The organism is Streptomyces sp. CoH27 (assembly GCF_020181035.1).
In the GTDB taxonomy this organism is placed as follows: domain Bacteria; phylum Actinomycetota; class Actinomycetes; order Streptomycetales; family Streptomycetaceae; genus Streptomyces; species Streptomyces camelliae.
Genome location: NZ_JAIQYY010000043.1, coordinates 37,324 through 60,316, shown reverse-complemented (window position 1 = coordinate 60,316; position 22,993 = coordinate 37,324). Strand labels below are relative to the sequence as shown.

At 71.5% G+C, this 22,993-nt stretch carries 19 protein-coding genes and 2 pseudogenes; 11 read left to right on the top strand and 10 right to left on the bottom strand.

Annotated features, from left to right (window positions below; genetic code table 11):
• Positions 1-24: 24 nt before the first annotated feature.
• Genes LE548_RS40925 through LE548_RS40905 form a run of 5 tightly spaced genes read left to right on the top strand, consistent with a single transcriptional unit; the run spans position 25 to position 5,378 of the window.
• Positions 25-786: a thioesterase II family protein gene (locus tag LE548_RS40925; RefSeq protein ID WP_225102126.1), complete on the top strand. Its 762-nt coding sequence runs from the start codon at positions 25-27 to the stop codon at positions 784-786.
• Complete coding sequence (locus LE548_RS40920) at positions 783-2,048, top strand: beta-ketoacyl synthase (protein ID WP_225102125.1); 1,266 nt, start codon at positions 783-785, stop codon at positions 2,046-2,048. The genes LE548_RS40925 and LE548_RS40920 overlap by 4 nt, the downstream gene beginning before the upstream one ends.
• Complete coding sequence (locus tag LE548_RS40915; protein ID WP_225102124.1) at positions 2,045-3,283, top strand: ketosynthase chain-length factor; 1,239 nt, start codon at positions 2,045-2,047, stop codon at positions 3,281-3,283. Before LE548_RS40920 ends, LE548_RS40915 begins: the two co-directional genes overlap by 4 nt.
• A 29-nt stretch (positions 3,284-3,312) precedes the next feature.
• Positions 3,313-4,563 (top strand): FAD-dependent monooxygenase, encoded by a 1,251-nt coding sequence (locus LE548_RS40910; protein ID WP_225102123.1) that lies wholly within the window; start codon positions 3,313-3,315, stop codon positions 4,561-4,563.
• Positions 4,564-4,568: 5 nt separating this feature from the next.
• Positions 4,569-5,378 carry a cyclase family protein gene (locus LE548_RS40905; RefSeq protein WP_225102172.1) on the top strand — a complete coding sequence of 270 codons (810 nt, stop codon included), beginning with the start codon at positions 4,569-4,571 and terminating at the stop codon, positions 5,376-5,378.
• On the opposite strand, the gene LE548_RS40900 is transcribed toward LE548_RS40905, so the two are convergent.
• Together LE548_RS40900 and LE548_RS40895 are read right to left on the bottom strand one after the other, a co-directional pair.
• The gene (locus LE548_RS40900; protein WP_225102122.1) at positions 5,365-6,999 is read right to left on the bottom strand and encodes an FAD-dependent oxidoreductase; all 1,635 of its coding nucleotides are present in this window, start codon (positions 6,997-6,999) and stop codon (positions 5,365-5,367) included. The genes LE548_RS40905 and LE548_RS40900 overlap by 14 nt on opposite strands.
• A 315-nt stretch (positions 7,000-7,314) precedes the next feature.
• Positions 7,315-7,515 carry a carboxymuconolactone decarboxylase family protein gene (locus tag LE548_RS40895; protein ID WP_374116247.1) on the bottom strand — a complete coding sequence of 67 codons (201 nt, stop codon included), beginning with the start codon at positions 7,513-7,515 and terminating at the stop codon, positions 7,315-7,317.
• Positions 7,516-7,679: 164 nt separating this feature from the next.
• On the opposite strand from LE548_RS40895, the gene LE548_RS40890 reads away from it, so the two are divergent.
• Both LE548_RS40890 and LE548_RS40885 read left to right on the top strand, forming a co-directional pair.
• The gene (locus LE548_RS40890) at positions 7,680-7,889 is read left to right on the top strand and encodes a hypothetical protein (protein WP_225102121.1); all 210 of its coding nucleotides are present in this window, start codon (positions 7,680-7,682) and stop codon (positions 7,887-7,889) included.
• 191 nt (positions 7,890-8,080) lie between these two features.
• Complete coding sequence (locus tag LE548_RS40885; RefSeq protein WP_225102120.1) at positions 8,081-9,088, top strand: IS110 family transposase; 1,008 nt, start codon at positions 8,081-8,083, stop codon at positions 9,086-9,088.
• Positions 9,089-9,539: 451 nt separating this feature from the next.
• Here the strand turns inward: LE548_RS40885 and LE548_RS40880 are convergent, their stop codons facing one another.
• The 4 genes and pseudogenes from LE548_RS40880 to LE548_RS46265 all read right to left on the bottom strand — a co-directional run bounded on the left by LE548_RS40880 (position 9,540) and on the right by LE548_RS46265 (position 12,744).
• Complete coding sequence (locus LE548_RS40880) at positions 9,540-10,373, bottom strand: RNA methyltransferase (RefSeq protein ID WP_225102119.1); 834 nt, start codon at positions 10,371-10,373, stop codon at positions 9,540-9,542.
• Positions 10,374-10,432: 59 nt separating this feature from the next.
• Positions 10,433-11,185 carry an rRNA methyltransferase gene (locus tag LE548_RS40875; protein ID WP_225102118.1) on the bottom strand — a complete coding sequence of 251 codons (753 nt, stop codon included), beginning with the start codon at positions 11,183-11,185 and terminating at the stop codon, positions 10,433-10,435.
• A 65-nt stretch (positions 11,186-11,250) separates the two neighbouring features.
• A pseudogene (locus tag LE548_RS40870) lies at positions 11,251-11,979 on the bottom strand (response regulator).
• Between the two features lie 42 nt (positions 11,980-12,021).
• Complete coding sequence (locus LE548_RS46265) at positions 12,022-12,744, bottom strand: sigma factor-like helix-turn-helix DNA-binding protein (RefSeq protein WP_225102117.1); 723 nt, start codon at positions 12,742-12,744, stop codon at positions 12,022-12,024.
• Between the two features lie 558 nt (positions 12,745-13,302).
• Here LE548_RS46265 and LE548_RS40860 point away from each other — a divergent pair.
• A complete protein-coding gene (locus LE548_RS40860) occupies positions 13,303-15,042 on the top strand; it encodes an IS200/IS605 family accessory protein TnpB-related protein (protein ID WP_225102116.1) in 1,740 nt (579 codons plus the stop codon).
• Positions 15,043-15,068: 26 nt separating this feature from the next.
• On the opposite strand, the gene LE548_RS40855 is transcribed toward LE548_RS40860, so the two are convergent.
• Complete coding sequence (locus tag LE548_RS40855) at positions 15,069-15,848, bottom strand: glucose 1-dehydrogenase (protein WP_225102115.1); 780 nt, start codon at positions 15,846-15,848, stop codon at positions 15,069-15,071.
• Between the two features lie 259 nt (positions 15,849-16,107).
• Complete coding sequence (locus LE548_RS40850) at positions 16,108-16,737, bottom strand: LUD domain-containing protein (protein ID WP_225102114.1); 630 nt, start codon at positions 16,735-16,737, stop codon at positions 16,108-16,110.
• Between the two features lie 226 nt (positions 16,738-16,963).
• Here LE548_RS40850 and LE548_RS40845 point away from each other — a divergent pair, with 226 nt between their 5' ends.
• Entirely contained in the window at positions 16,964-18,472 is a 1,509-nt protein-coding gene (locus LE548_RS40845; protein ID WP_225102113.1) for an FAD-dependent monooxygenase, read from the top strand.
• Positions 18,473-18,590: 118 nt separating this feature from the next.
• Positions 18,591-19,634, top strand: coding sequence for a 3-oxoacyl-[acyl-carrier-protein] synthase III C-terminal domain-containing protein (locus tag LE548_RS46815; protein WP_225102112.1), 1,044 nt, complete (start codon positions 18,591-18,593; stop codon positions 19,632-19,634).
• Positions 19,635-19,649: 15 nt separating this feature from the next.
• Here LE548_RS46815 and LE548_RS46260 read toward each other — a convergent pair.
• Both LE548_RS46260 and LE548_RS46255 read right to left on the bottom strand, forming a co-directional pair.
• Positions 19,650-20,423, bottom strand: a pseudogene (locus LE548_RS46260) (LLM class F420-dependent oxidoreductase); the annotation flags it as partial.
• Between the two features lie 18 nt (positions 20,424-20,441).
• The gene (locus LE548_RS46255; protein ID WP_225102111.1) at positions 20,442-21,614 is read right to left on the bottom strand and encodes a cytochrome P450; all 1,173 of its coding nucleotides are present in this window, start codon (positions 21,612-21,614) and stop codon (positions 20,442-20,444) included.
• Positions 21,615-21,955: 341 nt separating this feature from the next.
• Between LE548_RS46255 and sigJ the strand changes: the two genes are divergently transcribed.
• Entirely contained in the window at positions 21,956-22,888 is a 933-nt protein-coding gene (gene sigJ / locus LE548_RS40825) for an RNA polymerase sigma factor SigJ (RefSeq protein WP_225102110.1), read from the top strand.
• The last annotated feature ends 105 nt before the right edge of the window (positions 22,889-22,993 follow it).

Genomic DNA, 22,993 nt, shown 5'->3' with positions numbered 1-22,993 from the left:
GGCCCGGCCGGGGAGGGGCGTCAAGTGCTGGGCGACGACGGGCGACTGCGGCTGTACTGCTTTCACCACGCGGGCGCGGGGAGCCTGGCGTTCGGACCCTGGCAGGATCTGCTGGGTCCTCGTGTCGAGGTCGTCCCGGTGCTGCTGCCCGGTCGTGACGCCCGCTTCAGCGAGCCCAGGATCACCGACCTGAACGCACTGCACCGGGAACTGCGCACCGTCGTCGACCATCCGGCGGACCGCCCGTACGCGCTGTACGGGCACAGTATGGGCGGCCTGATCGCACATCATGTCGCGGCACACTGGCGACGGTTCGCGGCCGCGCCGCCCCGGCTGACGGTGATCGGCGCCTCGCAGCCCCCCGACGCCGTCGTGCCGATCCTCGACAGCGACGTGCCCCCTGAGGAGGCGCTGCTGGAACTGGTCGGCCACTCCAGCGCGCGGACGCTTCCCCGCAGCGCGCTGCGCCGCTATGTCCTCCCGGTGCTCCGGGACGATCTGGCACTCGCCCGGGTGCTGCGGGCGGCCGCCCGGCCCGTGGACGTGCCGGTGCTGGCCGTCAGCGGCGACACCGACCCCCTGGCCGACGCCCGGACGATGGCCGGCTGGGCGCGGTGGACCACGGGCGCTTTCACCCGGCACACCCTCCCCGGCGACCACTACTTCGTACGGGACCGGACGCTGACCGAGTTCCTGGCACATGTGCTGGAGCCCTCGGGGACCGGCCCGGACACGGCATCGGCACCACCTGAAGGCAGGAGAATCGGTTTGGAGACCGCATCGTGAACAGACGGGTCGTCATCACCGGAATCGGCGTGATCGCTCCCGGCGGCAACGGGCTCAAGGAGTTCTGGTCGCTGCTCACCGCGGGCCGCACCGCCACCCGCCCCATCTCCCTGTTCGACGCGTCGGCGTTCCGCTCCCGGATAGCCGCCGAGTGCGACTTCGACCCGGAGTCCCACGGCCTCTCGCCCGACCGTGTGCAACGCCTCGACCGTGCCGTCCAGTTCGCACTGGTCAGCGCCGACGAGGCGGTCCGCGACAGCGGGATCGCCGGGGAGTACGACCCTGCGCGCATCGGCGTGACCCTGGGCAGCGCGGTCGGCTGCACCACCGGTCTCGACCGCGAGTACGCGCAGGTCAGTGAAGCCGGGCGACGCTGGGAGGTCGACCACACCCGGGCGGTCCCCTGGCTCTACGACTACTTCGTGCCCAGTTCCATGGCCGCCGAAGTGGCGTGGCAGGCCGGGGCGCAGGGCCCCGTGGCCATGGTCTCCACCGGCTGCACCTCCGGTCTGGACGCGGTGGGCCAGGCCACCGAGCTGATCCGTGAAGGAGCGGCCGACGTCATGATCGCCGGAGCCACCGACGCTCCGATCTCCCCGATCACGGTGGCCTGCTTCGACGCCATCCGGGCCACCTCCCCGCGCAACGACGAACCACAGACCGCCTCCCGCCCCTTCGACCGCACCCGCAACGGCTTCGTCCTGGGCGAGGGTTCGGCCGTGTTCGTCCTGGAGGAGCTCGGCCATGCCCTGCGCCGCGGAGCCCACGCCTACGCGGAGATCTCCGGCTTCGCCACCCGCTGCAACGCCTTCCACATGACCGGACTGCGGCCCGACGGCAAGGAGATGGCCGAAGCCATCCGGCAGGCCCTCGGCGAGGCACGTACCGACCCCACAGCCGTGGACTACGTCAACGCACACGGTTCGGGCACCCAGCAGAACGACCGGCACGAGACGGCGGCCTTCAAGCGCAGTCTCGGCAGCCACGCCTACGACGTCCCGGTCAGCTCCATCAAGTCCATGATCGGTCACTCACTGGGCGCGATCGGCTCGCTGGAGATCGCGGCCTGCGCCCTGGCCATCGAGCACGACATCGTTCCCCCCACCGCCAACCTCCACGAGCCCGACCCCGAGTGCGACCTCGACTACACGCCGCTCGTCGCACGCCGGCAGAAGGTGGACACCGTGCTCACCGTCGGCAGCGGGTTCGGCGGATTCCAGAGCGCGATGGTGCTCACCGCTCCCGGAAAGGACAACCGATGACCACCGTCACGGCTCCCGCCGCCACGACGACCGCCGTGGTCACCGGTATCGGTGTGGCCGCCCCCAACGGCCTGGGCACCCGGGCGTGGTGGGAGGCGACGCTGCGCGGTGAGAGCGGCATCCGCCCCGTCACCCTCTTCGACGCCTCCTCCTACCCGGCCCGCCTGGCCGGGGAGGTGCCCGGCTTCGACGCCGCCGCCCACCTCCCCGGAAGGCTGCTGCCGCAGACCGACCGGATGACACGCCTGTCACTCTTCGCCGCCGCGGCAGCGCTCGCGGACGCGGGAGTGGACCCCGAGGAACTGCCCGAGTACGGCGCCGGAGTGGTCACCGCCAGCTCCGCCGGCGGATTCGAGTTCGGGCAGCGCGAACTGCAGGCCCTGTGGAGCCAGGGCGGCGAATACGTCAGTGTGTACCAGTCGTTCGCCTGGTTCTACGCGGTGAACACCGGGCAGATCTCCATCCGCCACCAGCTGCGCGGCCCCGGCAGCGTCGTCGTCACCGATCAGGCCGGAGGCCTCGACGCGGTGGCCGCGGCCCGGCGCCGGGTCCGCCGGGGCACGCCCCTGATGCTCACCGGCGGTGTCGACTCCGCGCTGTGCCCGTGGGGCTGGACGGCGCGGCTGGCCGGCGGCGGCCTCAGCGACGACGACCGGCCGCACGCGGCCTACCTCCCGTTCTCCGCCGACGCACACGGCCATGTCGCGGGTGAGGGCGGAGCGCTGCTGGTACTGGAGGACGCCGAGGCCGCACGGGCCCGGGGCGCGGTCGGCTACGGCACCGTGTCCGGCTACGCGACCACGTTCGACCCCGCTCCCGGCACCGGCGCCGTCAGCGGCCTGGGCCGGGCCGCCGAAGGCGCCCTGGCCGATGCGGGCATCGCGCCGGACGACGTGGACGCCGTCTTCGCCGACGCGGCCGGCGACCCGGAAGCCGACCGCGAGGAGGCCGACGCGATCCGCCGGCTGTTCGGCCCGTACTGCGTGCCCGTGACCGCTCCCAAGACCATGACCGGACGGCTCGGCGCCGGCGGCGCCTCCCTCGACCTGGCCGCCGCCCTGCACGCCCTGCGCCACCAGGTGCTGCCGCCCACCGTGCACACCACCGCGGCGCCCCATCACACGCTGGACCTGGTCACCAACACACCGCTGCGGGCCGGCCTGCGCCACATCCTCGTCCTGGCGCGCGGGCGCGGGGGGTTCAACTCCGCCGTCGTCGTCAGCGCCCTGGACTGACCGGTCCACGCCGAGATCTGGAGACAGCGATGACCGAACACCACACAGCCGACGTCTGTGTCGTCGGCGCCGGACCGGCCGGACTCGCGCTGTCCCTCATGCTGTTGTGCTCCGGCGTGCGGGTCATGCTCATCGAACGCGCCAGCGGGTTCAAACGCGAGTTCCGCGGCGAGATCCTGCAGCCGGGCGGCATGGCCGTACTCGATCAGCTCGGCGTGCTGGCCGGCGCCCGGGACCGAGGCTCCCACGTCCACCGGGGCTTCCAGCTGATCGACGGCAAGAGGACCCTGCTCGACATCGACTACCGGCGGCTGCCCGGCCCGCACGCCCATCTGCTGGCGGTCGGCCAGGAACACCTCCTGGAGGAACTGCTGACGGCCTGCCGGCAGCACCCGACCTTCACCTATCTGGGCGGCCACCGGGTGACCGGCCTGCTGCGGGAGAACGGACGGTACGTCGGAGCCGTCGCCCACGGCTCCCGGACCGGGGACACCACCACCGTGCGGGCCCGGTTCGTGGTGGGCGCGGACGGCAGGTACTCCCGGACCCGGCGGCTCGCGGGCATCGACGCCGGCCGCATGGACGTGTTCGACCAGGACGTCGTCTGGTTCAAGGTGGACGCACCCGGCAGGACCGTCGACCGGGTCAGGGTGCACCGGTCCGCCGGACAGGCCGTGCTCGTCTACACCTCGCACCCGGACCGGCTGCAGATCGGCTGGACCGTGCCGCACGGCAGCTGGAACCAGCTGGCAGCGCGCGGACTCCCCGCCGTCAAGAAGGAGCTGACCGCCGCCCTGCCCGAGTTCGGCGACCTGATGGACGAGCAGCTCACCAGGCTGTCCCAGCTGACACTCCTCGACGTGTTCGCGGGCCGCGCGGCCGACTGGGTCCGTGACGGGCTCGTCCTCATCGGAGACGCCGCGCACACCCACAGCCCGCTCGGCGCCCAGGGCATCAACCTCGCCCTCCAGGACGCGGCCGTCCTGCACCCCCTGCTGCTGGACGCGCTCGGGGACGGCGACGTGCGCACCCTCGACCGGTTCACCGAGCTGCGGGCGCGCGACATCGACGCCGTCTTCCGCTTCCAGGTCACCCAGTCCAAGGTCATGCTCGCCCGGCCGAACCCGGTCACCGACACCGTCCGGCCGGTGCTCGCGGGGCTGGTCACCCGCAGCCCGCTGGGCACCGTCCTGACGCAGCGCATCGCGCACGGCCGCACGCCGGTCCAGGTGCGCACCGATCTGTTCACCACACCCCAGAGTCCGAAGGCGAGGGCATGAGCCCCATGCGCATCATCGATCTGTCCAGCCCGGTAGACGCGGCGGCCTGGGAGCCCGACCCGGTGGTCCACCGCGTGCTCAGTCCCGCGGAGGGCGCACGGCACATGGCGTCCGAGATGAAGGAGCACTTCGGGATCGACTTCGACCCCGCCGACCTGCCGGGGGGCGAACTGCTGTCCCTGGACACCTTCACGCTCACCAGCCACACCGGTACGCACATCGACGCTCCGGCCCACTACGGCTCCGCCGCGGTGACCGAGTACGGGGAGCCGCGCACCGTCGACCAACTGCCCCTGGACTGGTTCCTGCGGCCCGCCGTCGTCCTCGACCTCCAGGACCAGCCGACCGGTGCCGCGGGCGTCGACGTACTGCGCAAGAAGATCGCGGAGGTCGGCTACGAGCCGCGGCCGCTGGACATCGTCGTCCTGCACACCGGAGCCTGGCGCTACGCGGGCACCCAGCGCTACTTCACCGATTTCACCGGACTGACCGGGGAGGCCGTCGACCACCTCCTCGACCTGGGCGTGAAGGTGATCGGTACCGACGCCTTCAGCCTCGACGCCCCCTTCGGGGACATGATCCGGCGGTACCAGGAGAGCGGCGACCGGAGTGTGCTGTGGCCCGCCCACTTCGCCGGCCGCCGCCGTGAGTACTGCCAGATCGAGCGGCTGCACAACCTCGACGCCCTCCCCGCACCGTTCGGCTTCCGGCTGTCCTGCCTGCCTGTGAAGCTGTCCGGCGCGGGGGCGGGCTGGACCAGGGCCGTCGCCCTGATCGAGGAAGAGGCCGGGAATCATCTGCTCAGCGGGGAGTGACGCCACCCCCGGCGCGGCCGTCGGACACCCCCATCGACGCGGCCGTCCGGGAGAACTCCGCCGCCGACAGACGCCCGCCACGCGCGGCCAGATAGCCGTCGGGACGGATGAGCAGCCAGCCGCCGGCCGCCAGTCCCAGGCCATCGCGCAGCGCCCGCCCGGGATCGGCCAGCGCGCCCGCGCCCGTGTCGCCGTCCGCCGCGGAACGGACCGACAGCCAGGCGGAATGAGCGCCCGCCACGTCCGCCGCCTCCTTCGCCGAGCCCGAGACGAGCAGGGTCCACCGGGGGCCGCGCAGTTCGTCGAGGAATGCCGACCAGCCCGGTGTCCGGGCACGCTCGCCGGTCACCAGGGCGACCCGCTGCCCCGGCTGCGGCACCTCCTGTGCCGCGGCCGGTCCCCGGGCCGTCAGCGGTGAGTCGGGATAGCGCAGGTCCAGCGCCGACATCGCCGCCATGATCTTCCGCTCGATCCTGCCCTTCAGCGGCGGCACGTTGCGGACGACGCCCATCACCACGGGCAGCAGCAGATCCTGCAGCCGGCCCTTGAGCGCCACCAGCGCGGTGGCGCGCGCCGTCGACCCGAGCAGCTTCTCACCCACCGGCACGCGCTCCGCCGGGTACGAGTCGAGCAGGCGCGCATCGGCCTGCCCGCGTGCCACCATCGCCAGCTTCCAGGAGAGGTTGAACGCGTCCTGCACCCCGGTGTTCATGCCCTGCCCGGACGCGGGGCTGTGCACATGGGCGGCGTCGCCCGCCACCAGGACCCGGCCGCTGCGCATGGACGGCACCATGCGCTGCTGGATCGCGAAGACCGAGACCCAGTCGGGCGTGCTGACGCGCACCGGTGTACCGAGCCCCGCCGACAGTTTGGCGGTGAACCGCTGGGCCACCTCGGCCGGATCACCGGTGTAACCGGCGTCCGCGGTGTCCAGTAGCCGCCACCGCCCGGACTCCGGGAACGGTACGAGCATGACCGTCCCCCCGCCGACACTGATCCAGTGAATGCTGTCCTGCCGGGCGTCGGTGTCCACCTCGGCGTCGGCGATCAGCCAGGTCTCGCTTGAGTCACCGACCAGCGGGATGCCGAGCCGCTTGCGGACCAGGCTGTGCCCGCCGTCGCAGCCCACCAGCCAGTCGGTGTGCACGGTCTCGGCCGGTCCGGCGTCATCGGCGTGGTGCCGCAGAACCGCTCGTACACCGTCCTCGGAGTGGTCGAACTCCTCCAGCCGCACCCCCCACTCGACCTTCACCCCCCACCGCGCCAGGGCGTCGCGCAGCACCGCCTCGGTGGTGGCCTGCGGGATCATCAGTGTGAACGGGAACCGTGTGGGGAGCCGGCTGTAGTCGGCGCCCATCCGCACCAGCTGCCTGCCGTTGCGGTGCATCGTGAAGGCCTGCAGCCGTCGGCCCTGGGCCAGCATGTGGTCCACGATCCCCATCTGGTCGTAGATCTCCAGGGTGCGGGCGTGGGTGGCGATGGCCCGGCTGGTCGTGGCGGGTCCTTCCGCGGCGTCCACGATCCGCACCGCGATGCCCCGTCTGGCGAGTTCGTGAGCGGTGACCAGACCCACCGGGCCCGCTCCGACCACCAGAACCTGATCCGACCGACTGTCCGACATGGTGTGCTCCGAAGGCTGTCATGGCGGGGCGGAAAACAGGCCGCCGCCCGATCGGGGGAAGGTCGGGCGGCGGCGGTGTCGGCCCCTGCAAGGGTCACCCCCATGGTCCGAGGCGGGCGTCGTGCGCTGTTCGTGCGCTCTTCAATGCCCGCTCGACATCGACGGCCGGGTGCGGGCGGGGCCCTGCCGGACCGTCTCCGGCCGCTCTGCCGTCCCCATCGCCGAGTGGGAGCCCAGGCCGCGGCCACCAGCCGGCACCGGCGGGTTCCTCGATGGTGGTGTTGATGCGGTGGAAGAAGTCGGTGAGGCCGATCATCAGGTGATCGCGGACAGCTGCTCCTCGCTGAAGTGGTCCGCGGCCGCGTCCCACACCTCGTCCGGAACGGCCTTGCCGGAACGGTCGGCGATCCGCGGGGCAGCCTCGGTGAGGGCCAGGGCGGCCCGTTCCTCGTCACTGAAGAGCGGCGCCTCACGCCAGGCAGCCGCCGCGTGCAGCCGCTCGTCGCTCTCGCCCATGCTTCTTCGCCCCAGGCACACCGGCGCACACGCACGCACCGTCCGGGAGGACGGCAGCCGGTCGCGCCCTCCTGCTCGCGACCGTTTCGAAGCTCGTGGGCACCTGCCTCGGCGCCAGGCCGACGGCGCAGTCCCGGCCCAGGGCGGTGCGGCCGGCGGCTCTGATGAACACGCGCGGGCTGACGGAGATCGTGGTCCTGCGGGCCGGTTACAGCGCGCACATCCTCACGCCAGGCCTCTGTCTCGCCCTGCTGGCCATGGCGCTCGCCACCACGGCCTGCAGCGGCCCCCTGCCGGTGGGCAAGTACAGAGCGGGCTCCAGGGACAGGAGCGTCACCGGGTCCGTGACTCCACGCCGGTTCCACCAACGGTAGCGTGCAGCCTCTCATCCCCACTGACCTGACTCTATGAGGGCCGGGCCCCCTTCCCTGCACAGCCCGGTGGATTCTGGTTCCGGGTCCCGTACGTGCTCNGACCTGACTCTATGAGGGCCGGGCCCCCTTCCCTGCACAGCCCGGTGGATTCTGGTTCCGGGTCCCGTACGTGCTCGGGAAGGAGGCCCTCAATGTCGGTCTACGTCGGCATCGACGTGCACCGCAAGCGCTCGCAGATCGCGGTCGTTGATCACGGCGGTGCGGTGCAGGTGAGTCGGAACGTGCCCAACGGGGTCAAGACGGTGCTCTCGGTGATCGGGGATCTTCCGATCGGAGCCCCGGTGGCCTTCGAGGCCGCCTACGGCTGGGGCTGGCTGGTGGAACTGCTGGAGGACTACGGCTTCGAGCCGCACCTGGTGCACCCGCTGCGGTGCAAGGCCATCGCTTCCGCACGGCTGAAGAACGACAAGGTCGACGCGGCGACCCTCGCCCAGCTGCTACGTGCGGATCTGCTGCCCGAGGCGTGGATCGCCCCGCTCGAGGTGCGCCAGCAACGGGCTCTGCTGCGCCACCGCTGCCAGCTGGTGCGTCTGCGCACGCTGCTGCGCAACCGTGTCCATGCCGTCCTGGCGGACTACGGCTGCGACCGCGCCGGCAGCTACTTCACGGCCCCGGGACGCCTCTGGCTCGACGGCTTGAACCTGCCGGACGCCTCGCGCCGCGTCATCGACGATCTTCTGGTCCTGATGGACGCTCTCAAAGAGCCGATCGACGCCCTCGACCAGCAGCTGGTCGCGCACGCCCGTGGCGATCCGCGGGTCAAAACCCTCACCCGGCTGCCGGGGGTGGGCACGCTCACCGCCCTGATCATCGTGGCCGAGATCGGTGACATCAGCCGCTTCCCCTCCGCCCGCAAGCTCACCGCGTGGGCGGGACTCACCCCGACCGTCCGCAGCTCGGATCTCACCGTCCGGCACGGACACATCTCCAAACAGGGTTCGGACTGGCTACGGTGGATCTTGTGTGAAGCCGCCCAGACCGCGAAGCGGTCTCCGGAGTTCGCCGCCTCCTACGAGCGCCTCGCCCGACGCCGGGGCAAGAAGATCGCCACCACCGCGATCGCCCGCCGCCTGCTGGCCCGCGCCTACCATCTGCTGCGCGCCGTCCAGGCCCAACACGACCGGCAGGGGTCCCGATGACAGCAGCCGACGACAACCGCCACGGGCGGTCGCAGACTCCGGGTGAGCTCGCAAAAGCCCATGAGACGGGCTGTCGCCCGTGCTCGATGACCTGACTGAGCAGCCCGGATCCCCGAACCACGGTCATGGCGCCGGCCCGCCCGGCCAGACGCCGAATGGGTGGATGTGAGCCCACTCCGCCAGGCCATCAGCGCATCGGGGACGTCAACGACCAAGCCCTTGAACATCGGTGACGCTTCCTCACTCCCGGATTCAGGGCTCTGCACGTCAACCCTGCCAGACAACCACGAGGAAGACCCGCAAAGGAAAACGCCTCGGCGAGGAACAAAAGCCGAAGGCCGAGGTCACATCTGCGCTTGACAGGCCCGNGGAAGACCCGCAAAGGAAAACGCCTCGGCGAGGAACAAAAGCCGAAGGCCGAGGTCACATCTGCGCTTGACAGGCCCGACCCTCATGGGTGGGCCTTTGCCGCGATGCGCTGGCGGGAGGCCTCGTACAGGACGGTGGTGGCGGCGTTGGCCGCGTTCAGGGAGCTGGCCGCTCCCGCGATGGGGATGCTCACCGTGTGGTCGCACAGCTCGCGCCAGGCGCCGCTCAGGCCGCTGGTCTCGTTGCCGATGAGCAGCAGGACCGGCTGGGTGAGGTCGAAGTCGAAGACGTCGCAGTCGCCGTGTTCGTCGGTGCCGACCATGAGGACCGGCTTGCCCTGGGCGCGCTGGGCCTGGAGCCAGTCGGCGACCTCGCGGGGTGAGGGGACGCGGACCGCGGGCAGGGCGAAGAGCGAACCGGTGCTGGCGCGGACCGACTTGGGGTCGTAGACGTCGGCGGCGTGCCCGGAGACGATCAGGCCGTGGGCGCCGAAGGCGTCCGCCGAGCGGATGATGCTGCCGATGTTGCCGGGGCTGGTCGGCCGGTCGAAGAGGACGCCGAGGAAGTCGTCCCCGACCGGGATGCGCTGGAGGTCGTCGGCGGGCATGCCCACGACGGCGACGAGCTCGGGGGCGGCCTCGTTCTTCTCGCCCAGGTCGGCGAGCAGGTCCGGGGCCATGGCGATGCGCTCGGCGGGGACGGTGTCGAGGAGTTCCCCGGCCCAGCGCGAGAGCCCCCGCCGCTCGTCGTGGATCAGTGTGTGTACGGGCCAGCCGTGTTCGACGGCGAGCGAGATGGGACGTACTCCCTGTACCAGGAACTCCCCCGCGCGCTGGCGCTTCTTGCGGTTGGTGAGCAGCGCCTGCCACTGCTGGAACTGGGCGTTGCGCGAGGTGATTCGTCGGCCCGCAGGCACCTGTCTCCCCAGGGGTCGTGGTCTTTCCGGTGTGCCCCGAAGGCTACACGGGACATGGCTTACGGCTGCTGCTCGTGGCCGATGTCGCCGGCGCGGAGCAGCACCACCGAGCGGGTGCCGATCTTCAGGCGTTCCAGGGGCCGCAGCGGGGCCACCGGGATCTTCCGGCCGCGGTTGCTGACGGCCACGACGGCGTGCGGGGGCAGTACGGCGGCGAGCGCGCGCAGCAGGGCCGGGATGGGCAGCTCGGGTGCGCCGCCGCCCCAGTGGGTGCGTTCGCCGTAGGGGACGTCGGTGATCACCAGGTCGGGGGCGATGTCCGAGAGCAGCGTGCGCAGGGCGGTGGGGTCGAAGGCGTCGGCCTGTCCGGCGCGCCAGGGCAGGCTGCCGCCGTCGGCCGCGAGCCGGACGGCGCGGCGGCGGGCGGCGGCCGCGGCCTCCTGGTAGGCGGGTTTGCCGAACCGCTCGCTCTGTTCGAGGCGTTGGCGCTCACGTGCGGCGAGGCCGTCCTCGGTCAGCAGGGCCAGGTTCTTGCGGGCCAGGGTGATCGCCTCGGTGTCGACGTCGCTGCAGACGATCTGCCCAATGGCGGGGCGCTCCAGCCAGCCGAGGACGGTCGCGAGATGGCCGCTGCCGCAGCAGGGGTCCCACAGGGTGACGGGCCGGCCGGTGCCGGTGTGCGCCAGGGCCCGGCGGAAGATCTCGACCGCCAGGCGGGCCGGGTAGGCGGGGTAGCCGGGTGCCGAGTGCAGTACGACCCCGGACGCGAGGTCCGAGTCGTCCGTCCGCTCGGTGGCAAAACGGTAGGACACCTGGACCTTCCTCGACCTTCCTGCGCAGAACCGAAAACGGCTGCTCACGGCCGTTGCGCACCATGCTACTGGGCGTGCGCGGCGGCCGTCCCGGCCCCAGGAGCGGGACCGACCAGGCCGGACTCGTAGGCGAGGCCCACGAGGTGGACGCGGCCGCGGGCGCGCAGTTTGGTGCGGGCCCGGTCGATGTGGGACTTCGCGGTCAGCGGGCTGATCACCATGCGGTCGGCGATCTGGTCGGTGGACAGCCCCCGCGCGACCAGGACGACGGCCTCGCGCTCACGGTCGGTCAGGTCGGTCGGCTCCGCGAGGAGCCCGGACCGCGCGGGCAGCGGCAGCGGCAACGGCAGCGGCCGGGCGACGAGCCGGCTGATCACCTTGCGGATGACCGACGGTGCGAGCAGGGCGTCCCCGCGCGCGACGACTCACAGCGGCGTGCACCAGATCGGCGGGCGCGATGTCCTTGACCGCGATGTCCTTGACGAGGATTCCGGCGGCGCCGCCCCGCAGCGCGTCCACGACGTGGCCGTCGCTGCGGTCGCCGGTCAGGATGACGACCCGCACCCCCGACAGGACCGGGCCGGCAGTGACACGCCGGGGCAGCTCGACGCCGTCGAGGACGGGCAGCGGCACGTCGGTGAGCGCGATGTCGGGCTGCCGTTCCCCGGCCGGCCGCAACTCCGGCCGCCGTCACCGGCCTCGGCGACCACCTCGATGTCCTTCTCGGCGGCGAGCAGCGCACCCAGCCCGCCGTGCAGCACCGGATGCTCGTCGGCCGGCAGGACGCGGATCACGAGGACCGACCGGGACCCGGCGCGAGTGCGGGGGTGGGGTCCTCATGCCGCCTCCCCCGCCGCCTCGGGCACGCGGCGGACGGTCTGGATGCGGCCGTCGAGGATGTCCAGTGCCAGGGCGCCCAGGAAGGTGCCGTGGTGATCGTGGAAGACTGCGCCGGGGCCGGCGGCCACGTCGGCCGGCCGCATGGTGACGCCGACGCGGAGCAGCGCGGGCACGATCGCCGCGAGCAACCGGGCCGATTGGTCCGCGCCGGCGATGTATCCGGGCCAGGGCCGAGCCTCGCCGCCGGCGTCGCTGCGTGCCGTCACGGAGGCGGCGAGCTGGTGGCAGGCGGCCTCCGAGCAGCCCACGGCCGACGCGGTCCGCGCGATGTCGCAGCCGAGGATCTCCCGCAGCACGAACACCGCCCGCTCCAGCGGCGACAGCCGCTCCAGCAGCAGTACGGCCGCCGTCGACAGCGACTCGGCCGGCTCGGGCGGCCGGTCGGGGTCCTGGAAAGGGTCGGCCGGCGGCGGCCCGGCGAACCAGGGACCGGCGTACTCGTCCTGCCGTGACCGGGCCGCGCGCAGGGTCTCCCAGGAGACACGGACGACCTCGGCGGACAGGAACGCCGTGGCCGGGGCGGGCACGGCGGGGGCGCTCTCGTAGCGCAGCCGGGTCTCCTCGATGGCGTCCTCGGCGTCGCCGGTGCTGCCCAGGATGCGGTGGGCGAGCGAGAACAGCAGAGGCCGTACCGCGTCGAACTCTTCGCTCCGGCTCACGCAAGTCCCTCCTCTGACACGACGGACAGCGCCCGTCGGTGGTCTCGGCTCCCGCCTGTGAGACAAACCGGAACCGGCTAGTGACACGCCGTGCGGGGGCCACCCTAGGGGCGGCACGAGCGCACGTCCCGTGCGCACCAGGGGAGTTCGAGCGGGGCGGGAGCACACGTCCGGTTCCGGCGGTACGCCGGCACGGTTTGTGTGTGCGGGGCCCGGCGGGATGGAGTCGATCTTGAGTGCGGCGCCCGATACGGCGCGGAGCGCGATGCGTTGGTGGTCCAAGGAAAGACGCCCCGCTTCCTGCGGGGAGATGCAGGTGCAAGGCCTGCCCGGCGCTCGGCGGGAAAGCCCCCGCCCTCGGTCTCGGGGGTTAGGAACTGCTGTCCGCTGACTGCGGATGAGCACGTTCTGGCGTGCATGAGTGAGTGCCTCGGCTCTGGGACTCGCGGGCTCTGAAGATGGACATGCGTTTGTCCGTCGAATGCGTGACCTTTGCCGGTGGCGGTCGTTGGGTGTGGCGAGCGGGGCTTCGGCCGACATGGGGACGGGGGTGAATGCGTGGGCGGGCTGCGGCAGATTGCGGCGCCGTTCGTCGCGCTAGGGCCGTCCGGTGTGGCGATCCGCACCCGGCTCAAGCACCTGACCGCCGGGGACGAGGAGATGCTGCGCCTGGTCGGTGATCTGCTCGGCACCCTCGCCGGCCGTGACCTCAAAGCGCGGTGCGCGGCCGGGCTGGACCATGACAGCGAGCGGTGGGCCGAGCGCAAGCGCCTGCTGACGCGGGAGTCCTCCTCCCGGTGGGCCGGGTCGATCACAAAGGCCTCCCATGATCAGTGGGCGTTGGCCCGGCGTGGTCTGCTCGCGCACATCCGCAGCCTGGAAGCCGGGATCGCGACGATCGCGCGCCGGCTGTCCCTGCCGGTCGGTGAGAAGGGCTCGACGAAAGCGCCGGGCGGCTATCGCAGCAGGCGGGAGTGGCACGCGAAGGCGCGCCGCCTGCACGTGCTGGCCGACCGGCTGGAGGCGGCGCGGGCGGACTGGCAGGCCGGTGTCGTGCGCGTGGTGAGGGGCGGGAAGCGGCTGCTGAACACCCGCCACCACCTGGAAGCTGCTGATCTCAGCGAGGAGCGGTGGCGTGCGCGGTGGCAGGCCGAGCGCCGGTTCCTCTTCCTCGCGGCGGACGGCGAGTCGGGGAAGCGGTTCGGCAACGAGGCCATCCGCGTCACCCCGGACGGCGAGGTGAGCATCAAGCTCCCGGCCCCTTTGGCGCATCTGGCGAACGCCCCGCGCGGCCGGAACGTGCTGGCGGCGAAGGTGTCGTTCGCGCACCGGGGTGAGCAGTGGGCCGACCGCGTCGCCGCGAACCGGGCGGTCGCCTACCGCATCCACGAAGACACGACGCGCGGGCGCTGGTACCTGACCGCATCGTGGACGATCCCGCCGGTACGGACCGTGCCCCTGGCGGCGGCCCGCGCGAACGGGGTGGTCGGAGTGGACACCAACGCCGACCACCTCGCCGCCTGGCGCCTCGACACCCACGGCAACCCCGTAGGCGAACCCCACCGTTTCGGCTACGACCTCACCGGCACAGCAGCCCATCGCGACGCCCAGGTCCGCCACGCACTCATCCGCCTGCTGCACTGGGCCAAACGCCACGGGCTGTCGATCGCGATGGAAGACCTCGACTTCCAGGCCGAGAAGACCCGCGAGAAAAACGGCAGCCGCAAACACTTCCGCAAGCTCATCTCCGGCATGCCGGTCAGCAGACTGCGGGCCCGGCTCGTGTCCATGGCGGCCGAGCTCGGCATCCCCGTGATCGCCGTCGACCCCGCCTACACCAGCCGGTGGGGCGCCCAGCACTGGCAGAAGCCCCTCACCAGCACAACCAGGAAGACCACTCGCCACGACGCGGCCGCGGTGGCGATCGGCAGGCGCGCCCTGGGGCACCCGATCCGGCGACGGACGGCACCGCCCCTGCACGACCGGAGTGATCGTGCAGGGCATCGGACCGTCCAGGCCGCACCGGTGGCCCCGGGGCGTGAGGCCCTGTTCATCAGCGGCCTCCGGCCGCGGGCCGCCCCCGCATCCCCGGACCACGGATACGATCCGTGCGCGCCGGACGCGGAGCGAACGCGGTGGACCAGGACGCCCAACACCGTTCGGGGCGCCCGGCTGAGCANACGATCCGTGCGCGCCGGACGCGGAGCGAACGCGGTGGACCAGGACGCCCAACACCGTTCGGGGCGCCCGGCTGAGCACGAGTCCTGGCAACAGGACTCGCTCCCGCTCAGTCTCTAGGAATGGTGGGGGCTTTCCCTGTGCGCTCAGTCCGCCGGGGTGCCGGGGGCGTCGGCATGCTGCATCAGGGCGGCCTCCCCGGCCGTCCAGCCACCGTCCACGGCGATGTCCGCGCCCGTCATGTACGCGGCCGCATCGGAGACCAGGAAGGACACCGCCTCGCCTATCTCCTCCGGCACGCCGACCCGGCCCAGTGGGGCCAGCGGGAAGTTGCCCTCCCCGAGCCGCGCGCCATGGGCCTCGGTCATCGGGGTGTGGACCAGGCCGGGGTGGACGGAGTTCACCCGGATCCGGTAGCGGCCCAGTTCCACCGCAGCCGTCTTGGTGAGGCCACGCAGACCCCACTTGGACGCCCCGTACCCCGAGGTCATGGGGTGTCCTGTCAGCGCCGTGGCGGAGCCGATGTTGACGATCGAGCCACCGCCGGCCGCCTTCATCGGCGCGATGACCGCCTTCAGCCCGAGGAACACCCCGGTCAGGTTGACCTTCAGGACTCGTTCGAACTGCTCCAGAGACTCGTTCTCGATCAGTGACCAGGAGTCCGTGCCGGCGTTGTTGACCAGGCCGTCCAGCCGGCCGTAGCGGTCGACCGTCGCTTCCACCACGGCACGCCAGTCGTCCTCGCTGGTCACGTCGTGGCGGAGGAACACACCCCCGATGTCGGCGGCGGCCTTCTCGCCTTCCTTGCTGTCCCGGCCGGTGACCACCACCCTGGCCCCACCCCGGGCCATGCAGGCCGCCGTCGCCGCGCCCAGCCCGCCGGAGCCGCCCGTCACGATCACTACCTTGTCCTGCAGACCAGACATGGTCGTCCCCTCCTGGTGTTCATGCGACGGACCAGCCGGAACATACGTACGACCGGTCCCTCGCCGTGGTGTCGTACGCATGGCCGGGTCCGGCTGTCGCACGCGCGCGGACCCGGCACCCGAACCCGCCCTTCACCTGACCGCGCCCCGGCACCCGATCACACCGCACGACAGCCCGGCACCGGGTTGCCGGTACGGGGCGGCTGCCGCTGTGCTCACGCTGATCGGGCCCGAGGCGCGTGCGTGACTGCCGGTGGTGTCAGAATCCGATGGCTTCGCGGAGCAGCAGGAGGGTGACGCGCCCGGGGGCGGGCTCGGCGTTGAGGACGAGCAGGCGGTTGAGGGAGCTGGGCACTCCGTAAGCCTGCTTGCAGCGCTCGTCCTCCAGCGGGACGCAGTGTTCTTCGATGCGACGCAGCGCGGTGCTCAGGTCGGGCACGATCTTCTGCGCTCCGACGACCCAGATCACGCGCTGCGCGGCGCCCGAGTAACCGGCCAGCTGGCTGCCACTGGCCGAGGCGAACACCACGGAGCCGGTCTCCGTGACCGCGGCGGCGCTGCCCACGATGACGTCGGGGCAGGCGAGCAGCTGCCAGATCTCCTTGATCTGGGTGGCACGGTCCATGGTGGTGCTGCGTGCCTTGACGGAGTCGTAGCGTCCGCTGCCGTTGATGTCCTCGTCGATGCCGGACAGGCGGAGGGTCTCGCTGGCCCCGGTGAACACGGTGGCGCCCTCGGGGATCAGGTCCTTGATGCGGGCCCGCGCGGCGGCGGCGTCATCGAGGATCTCGACGTCGAAGTTCTTCTCCCTCAGCGCGGCGGCCACCTGCTCCAGGCGCTCGGCGGGCGCCGGTTCGGTGAACTGCGTCTGCAGAGCCGGGGTGTTCATGGTGTCTCCTGACTGGTTGAGTGTGTCAGCTCGCTGGACGATGCGTTCGTCTCATCAGTACGACAGGACAGCCCGCCGGAATGTGAGGCGAAGCCCTCCACAACCTGTCCGCGGTGTTGGTCGAGGCCGTGGAGACGCCTCTCCAACGAGCGCCGCTCGACGCCCACTTGACAGCCGCTGCCCTTGCCTTGACGGCGTACTCGGGCGGTGCCTAGCGTCAGACACCATGACAGCATCACGACAATCGGGGCAATCAGGGCAATCGCTGCCGGACCAGGTCCAGGTGCTGATCGTGGGCGCCGGTCCGGCCGGCATGGTGGCCGGCATCACCCTGGCCGGCTACGGGATCGATGTCCTGCTCGTCGAGAAGCGGGCCGAGCCGTCGGCCCTGTCGCGCGCCATGCTGATCAGTACCCGGACCATGGAACTGATGCGCCGATGGGGTCTGGAGGCAGCTGTACGCGCCAGGGCGGGCGACGTCGATGCGTACACGTACGTCACGGAGTCGCTGGCCGCCGGCACGGGCAGCGAGATCCCGATGGCCATCCCGACACAGGCCGAGGCGGCTCTGGTCAGCCCGACCCGGCCGGCCTGGGCGCCGCAGGACGACACGGAGTCGGTCCTGCTCGCCCATCTGCGCACGATGCCGACCGCAGCGGTGCGGATGGGATGCGAGCTGACCGGGCTCCGCCAGGATGACGACGGCGTCCAGGCCACCCTGCTGGACCCGCGGACCGGGAGCACCCACCCGCTCGAAGCGCGTTACGTGATCGGCGCGGACGGCCCGTACAGCACGGTGCGCGAGCAGCTCGGCATTGCCATGGAAGGCCTGGATCACCTGGGCGCCTACGAGGCGGTCCAGTTCCGGGCATCGATCAATCCCGATGTCGGGGACCGGAAACCCGCCGTCTACATGATCACCCGGCCGGACGCCGCCGGCTTCCTCAGCCGCCGGGGCCACGGGGACCGGTGGGCCTTCGCGCGGGGCCGCACGCCGGACCAGGCCGGGCTGGCCGACCTCGAAGCAGCCGAGCTGGCAAAGCTGCTGGCCCGCGCCGCGGGCGTCGACACGCTCTCGCCGCGGATCGAGCGGTTCAGCAGCTTCGCGCTCGCCGCCATGCTCGCGGAGCGGTATCGGGAGGGCAGCGGCTTCCTGGTCGGCGACGCGGCGCACCGGATGACGCCACGGGGCGGCACCGGCATGAACACCGCGATCCAGGACGCCTTCGACCTCGGCTGGAAGCTCGCCTGGGTGTTGCGGGGATGGGCACCGGCCGACCTGCTCGACTCGTACGAGACCGAGCGCCGCCCGGTCGGCAAGCACAACGTGGACTTCTCCGCCGCACCGCCCACCGAGCCCGCCACCAGCGCCGAAACCCTGCCGTGGGACCTCAACGGGCGGCTGGCGCACCACTGGCTTCCGGCCCCGGACGGCGCCCCGGCGCCGACCGACCCGGTGAGCACCATCGACCTGGTCGGCGAGGGTCTCACCCTGCTCGCCGGGCCGCAGGGACAGCCCTGGACCGAGGCCGGGGCCCTCGCCACCGGGCCGATTCCGCTCGCCGTCCACCTGCTCGACGAGGGCACCGCCGACGCCCTCGGGCTGCGGCCCGGCGCGGCGATGCTCCTGCGCCCCGACTGCCGGGAGATCCGGCAGTGGTCGCACTACGACGAGGCCGACCCGCCGCGGGTCGGACAGCTGGCCCCGGCCGCGCACTCGCTCCCCACCGTCTGAACACCTGTCAGGAGCCACGACCCGTCGGCGGGTGACTGCCCGTCGCCGGGTCCTCGTGCGCTCCTAGGTGTTCACCGCCCGCAAGCACGGCCGCAACCGCCAACACGGAAGGCTCACCATGACACAGTCCTCCTATCCGGCTCTGATCCCCAGCGCTACCGACTTCACGGCGGGGGACGCGATCTACATCGCTTCAGCCGCGGCCGAGCTTCCGCCCGCTCTGTCCGTCGAGGACGCCGTCCGCGACGGACAATACCCGCAGGAGAGCGCCGACATAGCCGGATACAGCGGCGTCACCATCGCGAAGGAATCAACCACCATCCTCGACCTCGCGGCCGGTGCCGCCTCGTCGGCCATCGCGCGTTCCACCGTACCGGCCACCGATATCCGCAGCGTGCTGTTCGTGAGCGTGTTCCCCTTCACGCACACGCCCCTTTACAACGTTCCCGCAGCGATCGCCGAAGCCGTCCGCTCTCCTTGCGCCTTCGCCACCCAGCTCTCGAACGCGTCCTGCGCTGCCGGTGTGGATGCCCTCGTCATGGCCGGGCACCGCCTGCTGGTCACCGACGACCGTGCCGCCCTCGTCGTCGCCGGCGATCTGTGGCGGCAGCCCCACATCGATCGGTTCAACTGCAACCCCAACTTCGTGTTCGCGGACGGCGCCGCCGCCGTCGTGCTCAGCCGCGAGGCCGGGTACGCCCGTCTCCTCTCCGGAGCGACCCTCACCGATCCCACCCTGAGCGGGCTGCATGCCGACGTCCCCTCAGCGCGCACGGCCGTCGACATCAGCGCGCGCGCCCGCGCGTTCTTCGAGACCCGCATGACCCCCGACGAGGCTCACGAACGCCTCGAAGCCGCTTTGACGTCCACGGTCGACGCCGCCCTTTCCCTGGCCGGTGTCGACCTGGACGATGTCGCCTACGTGCTCCTGCCGGCCATCGGGAGGGCCTTCCTGCAGCGGTACCTGGACATGCTGAACGTGCCCCTTTCCCGCACCGCGTGGGACTACTACGCGACGACGAGCCACATCGGTCCCGGCGACCAGTTCAGCGCGCTGTCGTATCTCATGGACCACGACCGGTGCAGCAGCGGTGATGTCGTTCTCCTGATCGGCGAGGGAGTGGGATTCCAGTTCAGCGCCGCAGTACTCAAAGTGCAGTAGCCCGAGGGCGACTTCGGTCACGTCGCGCGGCGCGGGCGGCAGGTTGAAGGTGATCTCGTCCACCCCCGCCTCCGTCAGGGCCACGACGGCCTGGCGCTCGGGCGCGGCCGCGTGCACCACCACCGGCACCCGCCGCCCGGCACGCTCCCGCAGCTCGGCGATGCCGGCGGCGAGCACCTCGGGGTTCGCGGCGTACGGGAACCAGCCGTCGCCGTACTCCAGCACCCGGTCGAACGTTCCCGGCCCCCAGCCGCCGACCAGCACGGGTATCGGGTGGAGCGGCTTCGGCCAGGAGTACGCCGGGGGGAAGTCCACGTACTTGCCGTGGAACTCGGCCTGTTCGCGGGTCCACAGCTCCTTCATCGCCAGGACGCGCTCGCGCATCAGCTCCATCCGGGTGCGCGGGTCGGTGCCGTGGTCGCGCATCTCCTCCCGGTTCCAGCCGGCGCCGATACCGAGGACGGCGCGGCCGCCGGACACCTGGTCCAGGGAGGCCATCTCCTTGGCGAAGACGATCGGGTCGCGCTGGGGGATCAGCGCGATGCCGGTGCCCAGCCGCAGCCGCTGGGTGGCGACGGCGGCGGCGGTGAGCACCACGACCGGGTCGAACGTGCGGTAATAGACTTCGGGCAGCTCGCCTCCGCCAGGGAACGGCGTGTCCCGGCTGACCGGGATATGGCTGTGCTCGGTCACGAACAGCGAGTCGAACCCGCGTTCCTCCAGCGCCGCCCCGAGCTCGTCGGGCGCGATCCCCTTGTCGGTCACGAACGTCGATACGCCGAATTTCATGTGCGGTCACCTAACCGGTCAGCGGAGCTTGATCGTGGTGGGCAGCGAGGAGAACCCACGGATGTTGGTGGTGTAGACGCGGACGATCCGGTCCGGGTCGATCTCGTACGCGCTGATCCGGGCCGCGAGTTCGTCCAGGACGATCCGAGCCTCCAGCCGGGCCAGCGGAGCACCGAGGCAGAAGTGCGGGCCACCCCCGAAACTGATCGCGCGGTGGGTGTCGCGGCCGAGGTCGAAGCGTTCTGCGTCCGCGAACACCTCGGGGTCGCGGTTGGCGGCGCCGATCAGCAGCAGGACGCGCGCGCCCTTCGGCAGCCGGACGCCGTGCAGGGTCCGGTCCTCGGTGAGCGTGCGGACCAGGTACTGGATGGGAGTGTCGTACCGCAGGGTCTCCTCGACCCAGTTCGTGATCTGCCCGTCGAAGGCGCGGGCGCGCTGCTCCGGATGCCGCCACGCCCAGTACCAGGCGTTGCCCAGCAGCCGCAGGCTCGTTTCATAGCCGGCCGTGACCAGCAGACCCAGCAGGGCGATGATCTGCTGGTCGGTCAGGGGGGAGCCGTCGACCGACGCCTGCGCCAGCGTGGTCAGCAGGTCTGTGCCCGGCGTGCGGCGCCGCTCGTCGACCCAGCGCACGTAGTGTTCCGCCAGCGCGCCCATCGCCTGGGCGTTCTCGGGCGTGAGGTCGCGGGCGCCCGGTGGGCGGTGGAACGCGAGGTTGATCAGGCGGCGCGCCTCCGCCCGGTCGTCGGCCGGGACCCCGATCAGTTCCGAGATCACGTCCATCGGGACCGTGGCCGCCACATCGGTGACGAAGTCGAACGATTCGCGCTCCATTGCCGGTTCGAGGTGGGTGCGCACGATGTCGCGGATCCGCGGCTCCAGTCCGGCCATGCGCCGGGGGCTGAACACCGCCGACACCAGGGCCCGCGTCCGGGTGTGCTCGGGCGGGTCCATGGCGTTGAACGACATCACCTTGTGCGCGTCGGTTCCCCAGATGGCGGAATCCAGCAGAGGACCATTGGCGCTGGAGAACCCCGCCGAGTCACGCAACGCGGCGTCCACATCCGCGTGCCGGGACAGCGCCCAGATGTCCAGGTCCTCGTTGTGATGGACGGGCGCCGTCTCCCGGAGCCGCGCGTACAGCGGGTAAGGGTCAACGTTGAGCTGCTCGTCGTAGGGGCTGTACTCCACTGCCACTCTCCATCGCCTCCCGTTGTGATGGTTCGAGAGTTCCTGCGCCGGTGTCGCGGAGCAGCAGGGCGGTGCCGCGTCCCCGGGCAGGACTCCGCGTTCAGGATGTGCGCGCGGTCGATGGTGCTCGGCTCCCGTGGACCTTGTCGGCCCGCTCGACTTCCGCTCAAGCGCTCCCTCGACGCGGCGCGACACGGTGCTCAGGTCGGGCATCATGTGCTTGTTTCACCAGTACGACAAAGCAGCTCCCCGGAATGTGAGGCGAGGCGCCGGTCTCATGTCCACATGTGTTGCTGTGCCGAAGTGGTGAGGGCAGATGCGACGGAGGGATGGGTGAGGCGATGACCACCGAATCGGAGCCGGAGCACGACCGGTCCGATCCAAGCCTGAGCGTGATCATGAGCGAGCGGCGTCAGTTAATCAATCTCGCCTACCGGCTTCTCGGCTCGCTGGCCGATGCCGAGGACGCCGTCCAGGAGACCTACGCCCGGTGGTACGCGATGCCGCGCGAGGATCAGGACGCCATCGAATCCCCGGGCGCCTGGCTGACGACGGTGACCAGCCGTGTCTGCCTCAACCTGCTCGGCTCGGCCCGGGTCCGGCGCGAGACGTATGTGGGCGAATGGATCCCGGAGCCGCTTCCGGAACGCACGGAGTGGTCCACGGCGCGGTCGGGCGGCACGCACATGGACCCGGCCGACCGGGTCACCCTCGACGAGTCGGTCAGCATGGCCTTCCTCGTCGTGCTGGAGTCGATGACCCCGGCCGAGCGGGTGGCCTTCGTCCTGCACGACGTCTTCCGCTACTCCTTCGCCGAGGTGGCCGAGATCGTCGGCCGGACGCCGGCGGCCTGCCGCCAGTTGGCCTCCTCCGCCCGCCGCCGCGTCAGCTCCTCGCGGGCCTCCGCGACCTCGACGGTCCGGCAGGCCGACATCGTCAGGGGGTTCAAGCAGGTGTGGGAGGCCAAGGACATCGGCGGCCTCATCGGCCTGCTCGATCCCAACGCCACAGTGATCGCCGACGGCGGCGGCGTGGTCTCCGCGGTGTCCCGGCCGGTCGAGGGCGGCGAGCTGATCGCGCGCGCCTGCGTCGATCTCGCCGAGCGGGCACCTTTGACGATCCTGGAGCGTACGGTCAACGGCCAGCCCGGGCTGGTGAGCCTGCAGGACGGCCTCACGGTGGCGGTGCTGGCCTTCGATGTCGTCGACGACCGGATCAAGCACATCTGGGCGGTGCTCAACCCCGAGAAGCTGCGGCCCTGGACGACGGTCTGATCCGTACGGCACCTCGCCTGACATTCCGGCAGGTTTTCCTGTCGTACTCATGAGCGAACGACCCGTCACACACCACCAGCGAGGGGGCACCATGAATACCCCGGT

What these genes read in the sequence shown, in the direction of transcription:
- LE548_RS40915 (WP_225102124.1), top strand. Translation starts at nt 2,045, where the DNA reads ATGACCACCGTCACGGCTCCCGCCGCCACGACGACCGCCGTGGTCACC.
- LE548_RS40910 (WP_225102123.1), top strand. Translation starts at nt 3,313, where the DNA reads ATGACCGAACACCACACAGCCGACGTCTGTGTCGTCGGCGCCGGACCG.
- LE548_RS40905 (WP_225102172.1), top strand. Translation starts at nt 4,569, where the DNA reads ATGCGCATCATCGATCTGTCCAGCCCGGTAGACGCGGCGGCCTGGGAG.
- LE548_RS40900 (WP_225102122.1), bottom strand. Translation starts at nt 6,999, where the DNA reads ATGTCGGACAGTCGGTCGGATCAGGTTCTGGTGGTCGGAGCGGGCCCG.
- LE548_RS40895 (WP_374116247.1), bottom strand. Translation starts at nt 7,515, where the DNA reads ATGGGCGAGAGCGACGAGCGGCTGCACGCGGCGGCTGCCTGGCGTGAG.
- LE548_RS40890 (WP_225102121.1), top strand. Translation starts at nt 7,680, where the DNA reads ATGAACACGCGCGGGCTGACGGAGATCGTGGTCCTGCGGGCCGGTTAC.
- LE548_RS40885 (WP_225102120.1), top strand. Translation starts at nt 8,081, where the DNA reads ATGTCGGTCTACGTCGGCATCGACGTGCACCGCAAGCGCTCGCAGATC.
- LE548_RS40855 (WP_225102115.1), bottom strand. Translation starts at nt 15,848, where the DNA reads ATGTCTGGTCTGCAGGACAAGGTAGTGATCGTGACGGGCGGCTCCGGC.
- LE548_RS40850 (WP_225102114.1), bottom strand. Translation starts at nt 16,737, where the DNA reads ATGAACACCCCGGCTCTGCAGACGCAGTTCACCGAACCGGCGCCCGCC.
- LE548_RS40845 (WP_225102113.1), top strand. Translation starts at nt 16,964, where the DNA reads ATGACAGCATCACGACAATCGGGGCAATCAGGGCAATCGCTGCCGGAC.
- LE548_RS46815 (WP_225102112.1), top strand. Translation starts at nt 18,591, where the DNA reads ATGACACAGTCCTCCTATCCGGCTCTGATCCCCAGCGCTACCGACTTC.
- sigJ (WP_225102110.1), top strand. Translation starts at nt 21,956, where the DNA reads ATGACCACCGAATCGGAGCCGGAGCACGACCGGTCCGATCCAAGCCTG.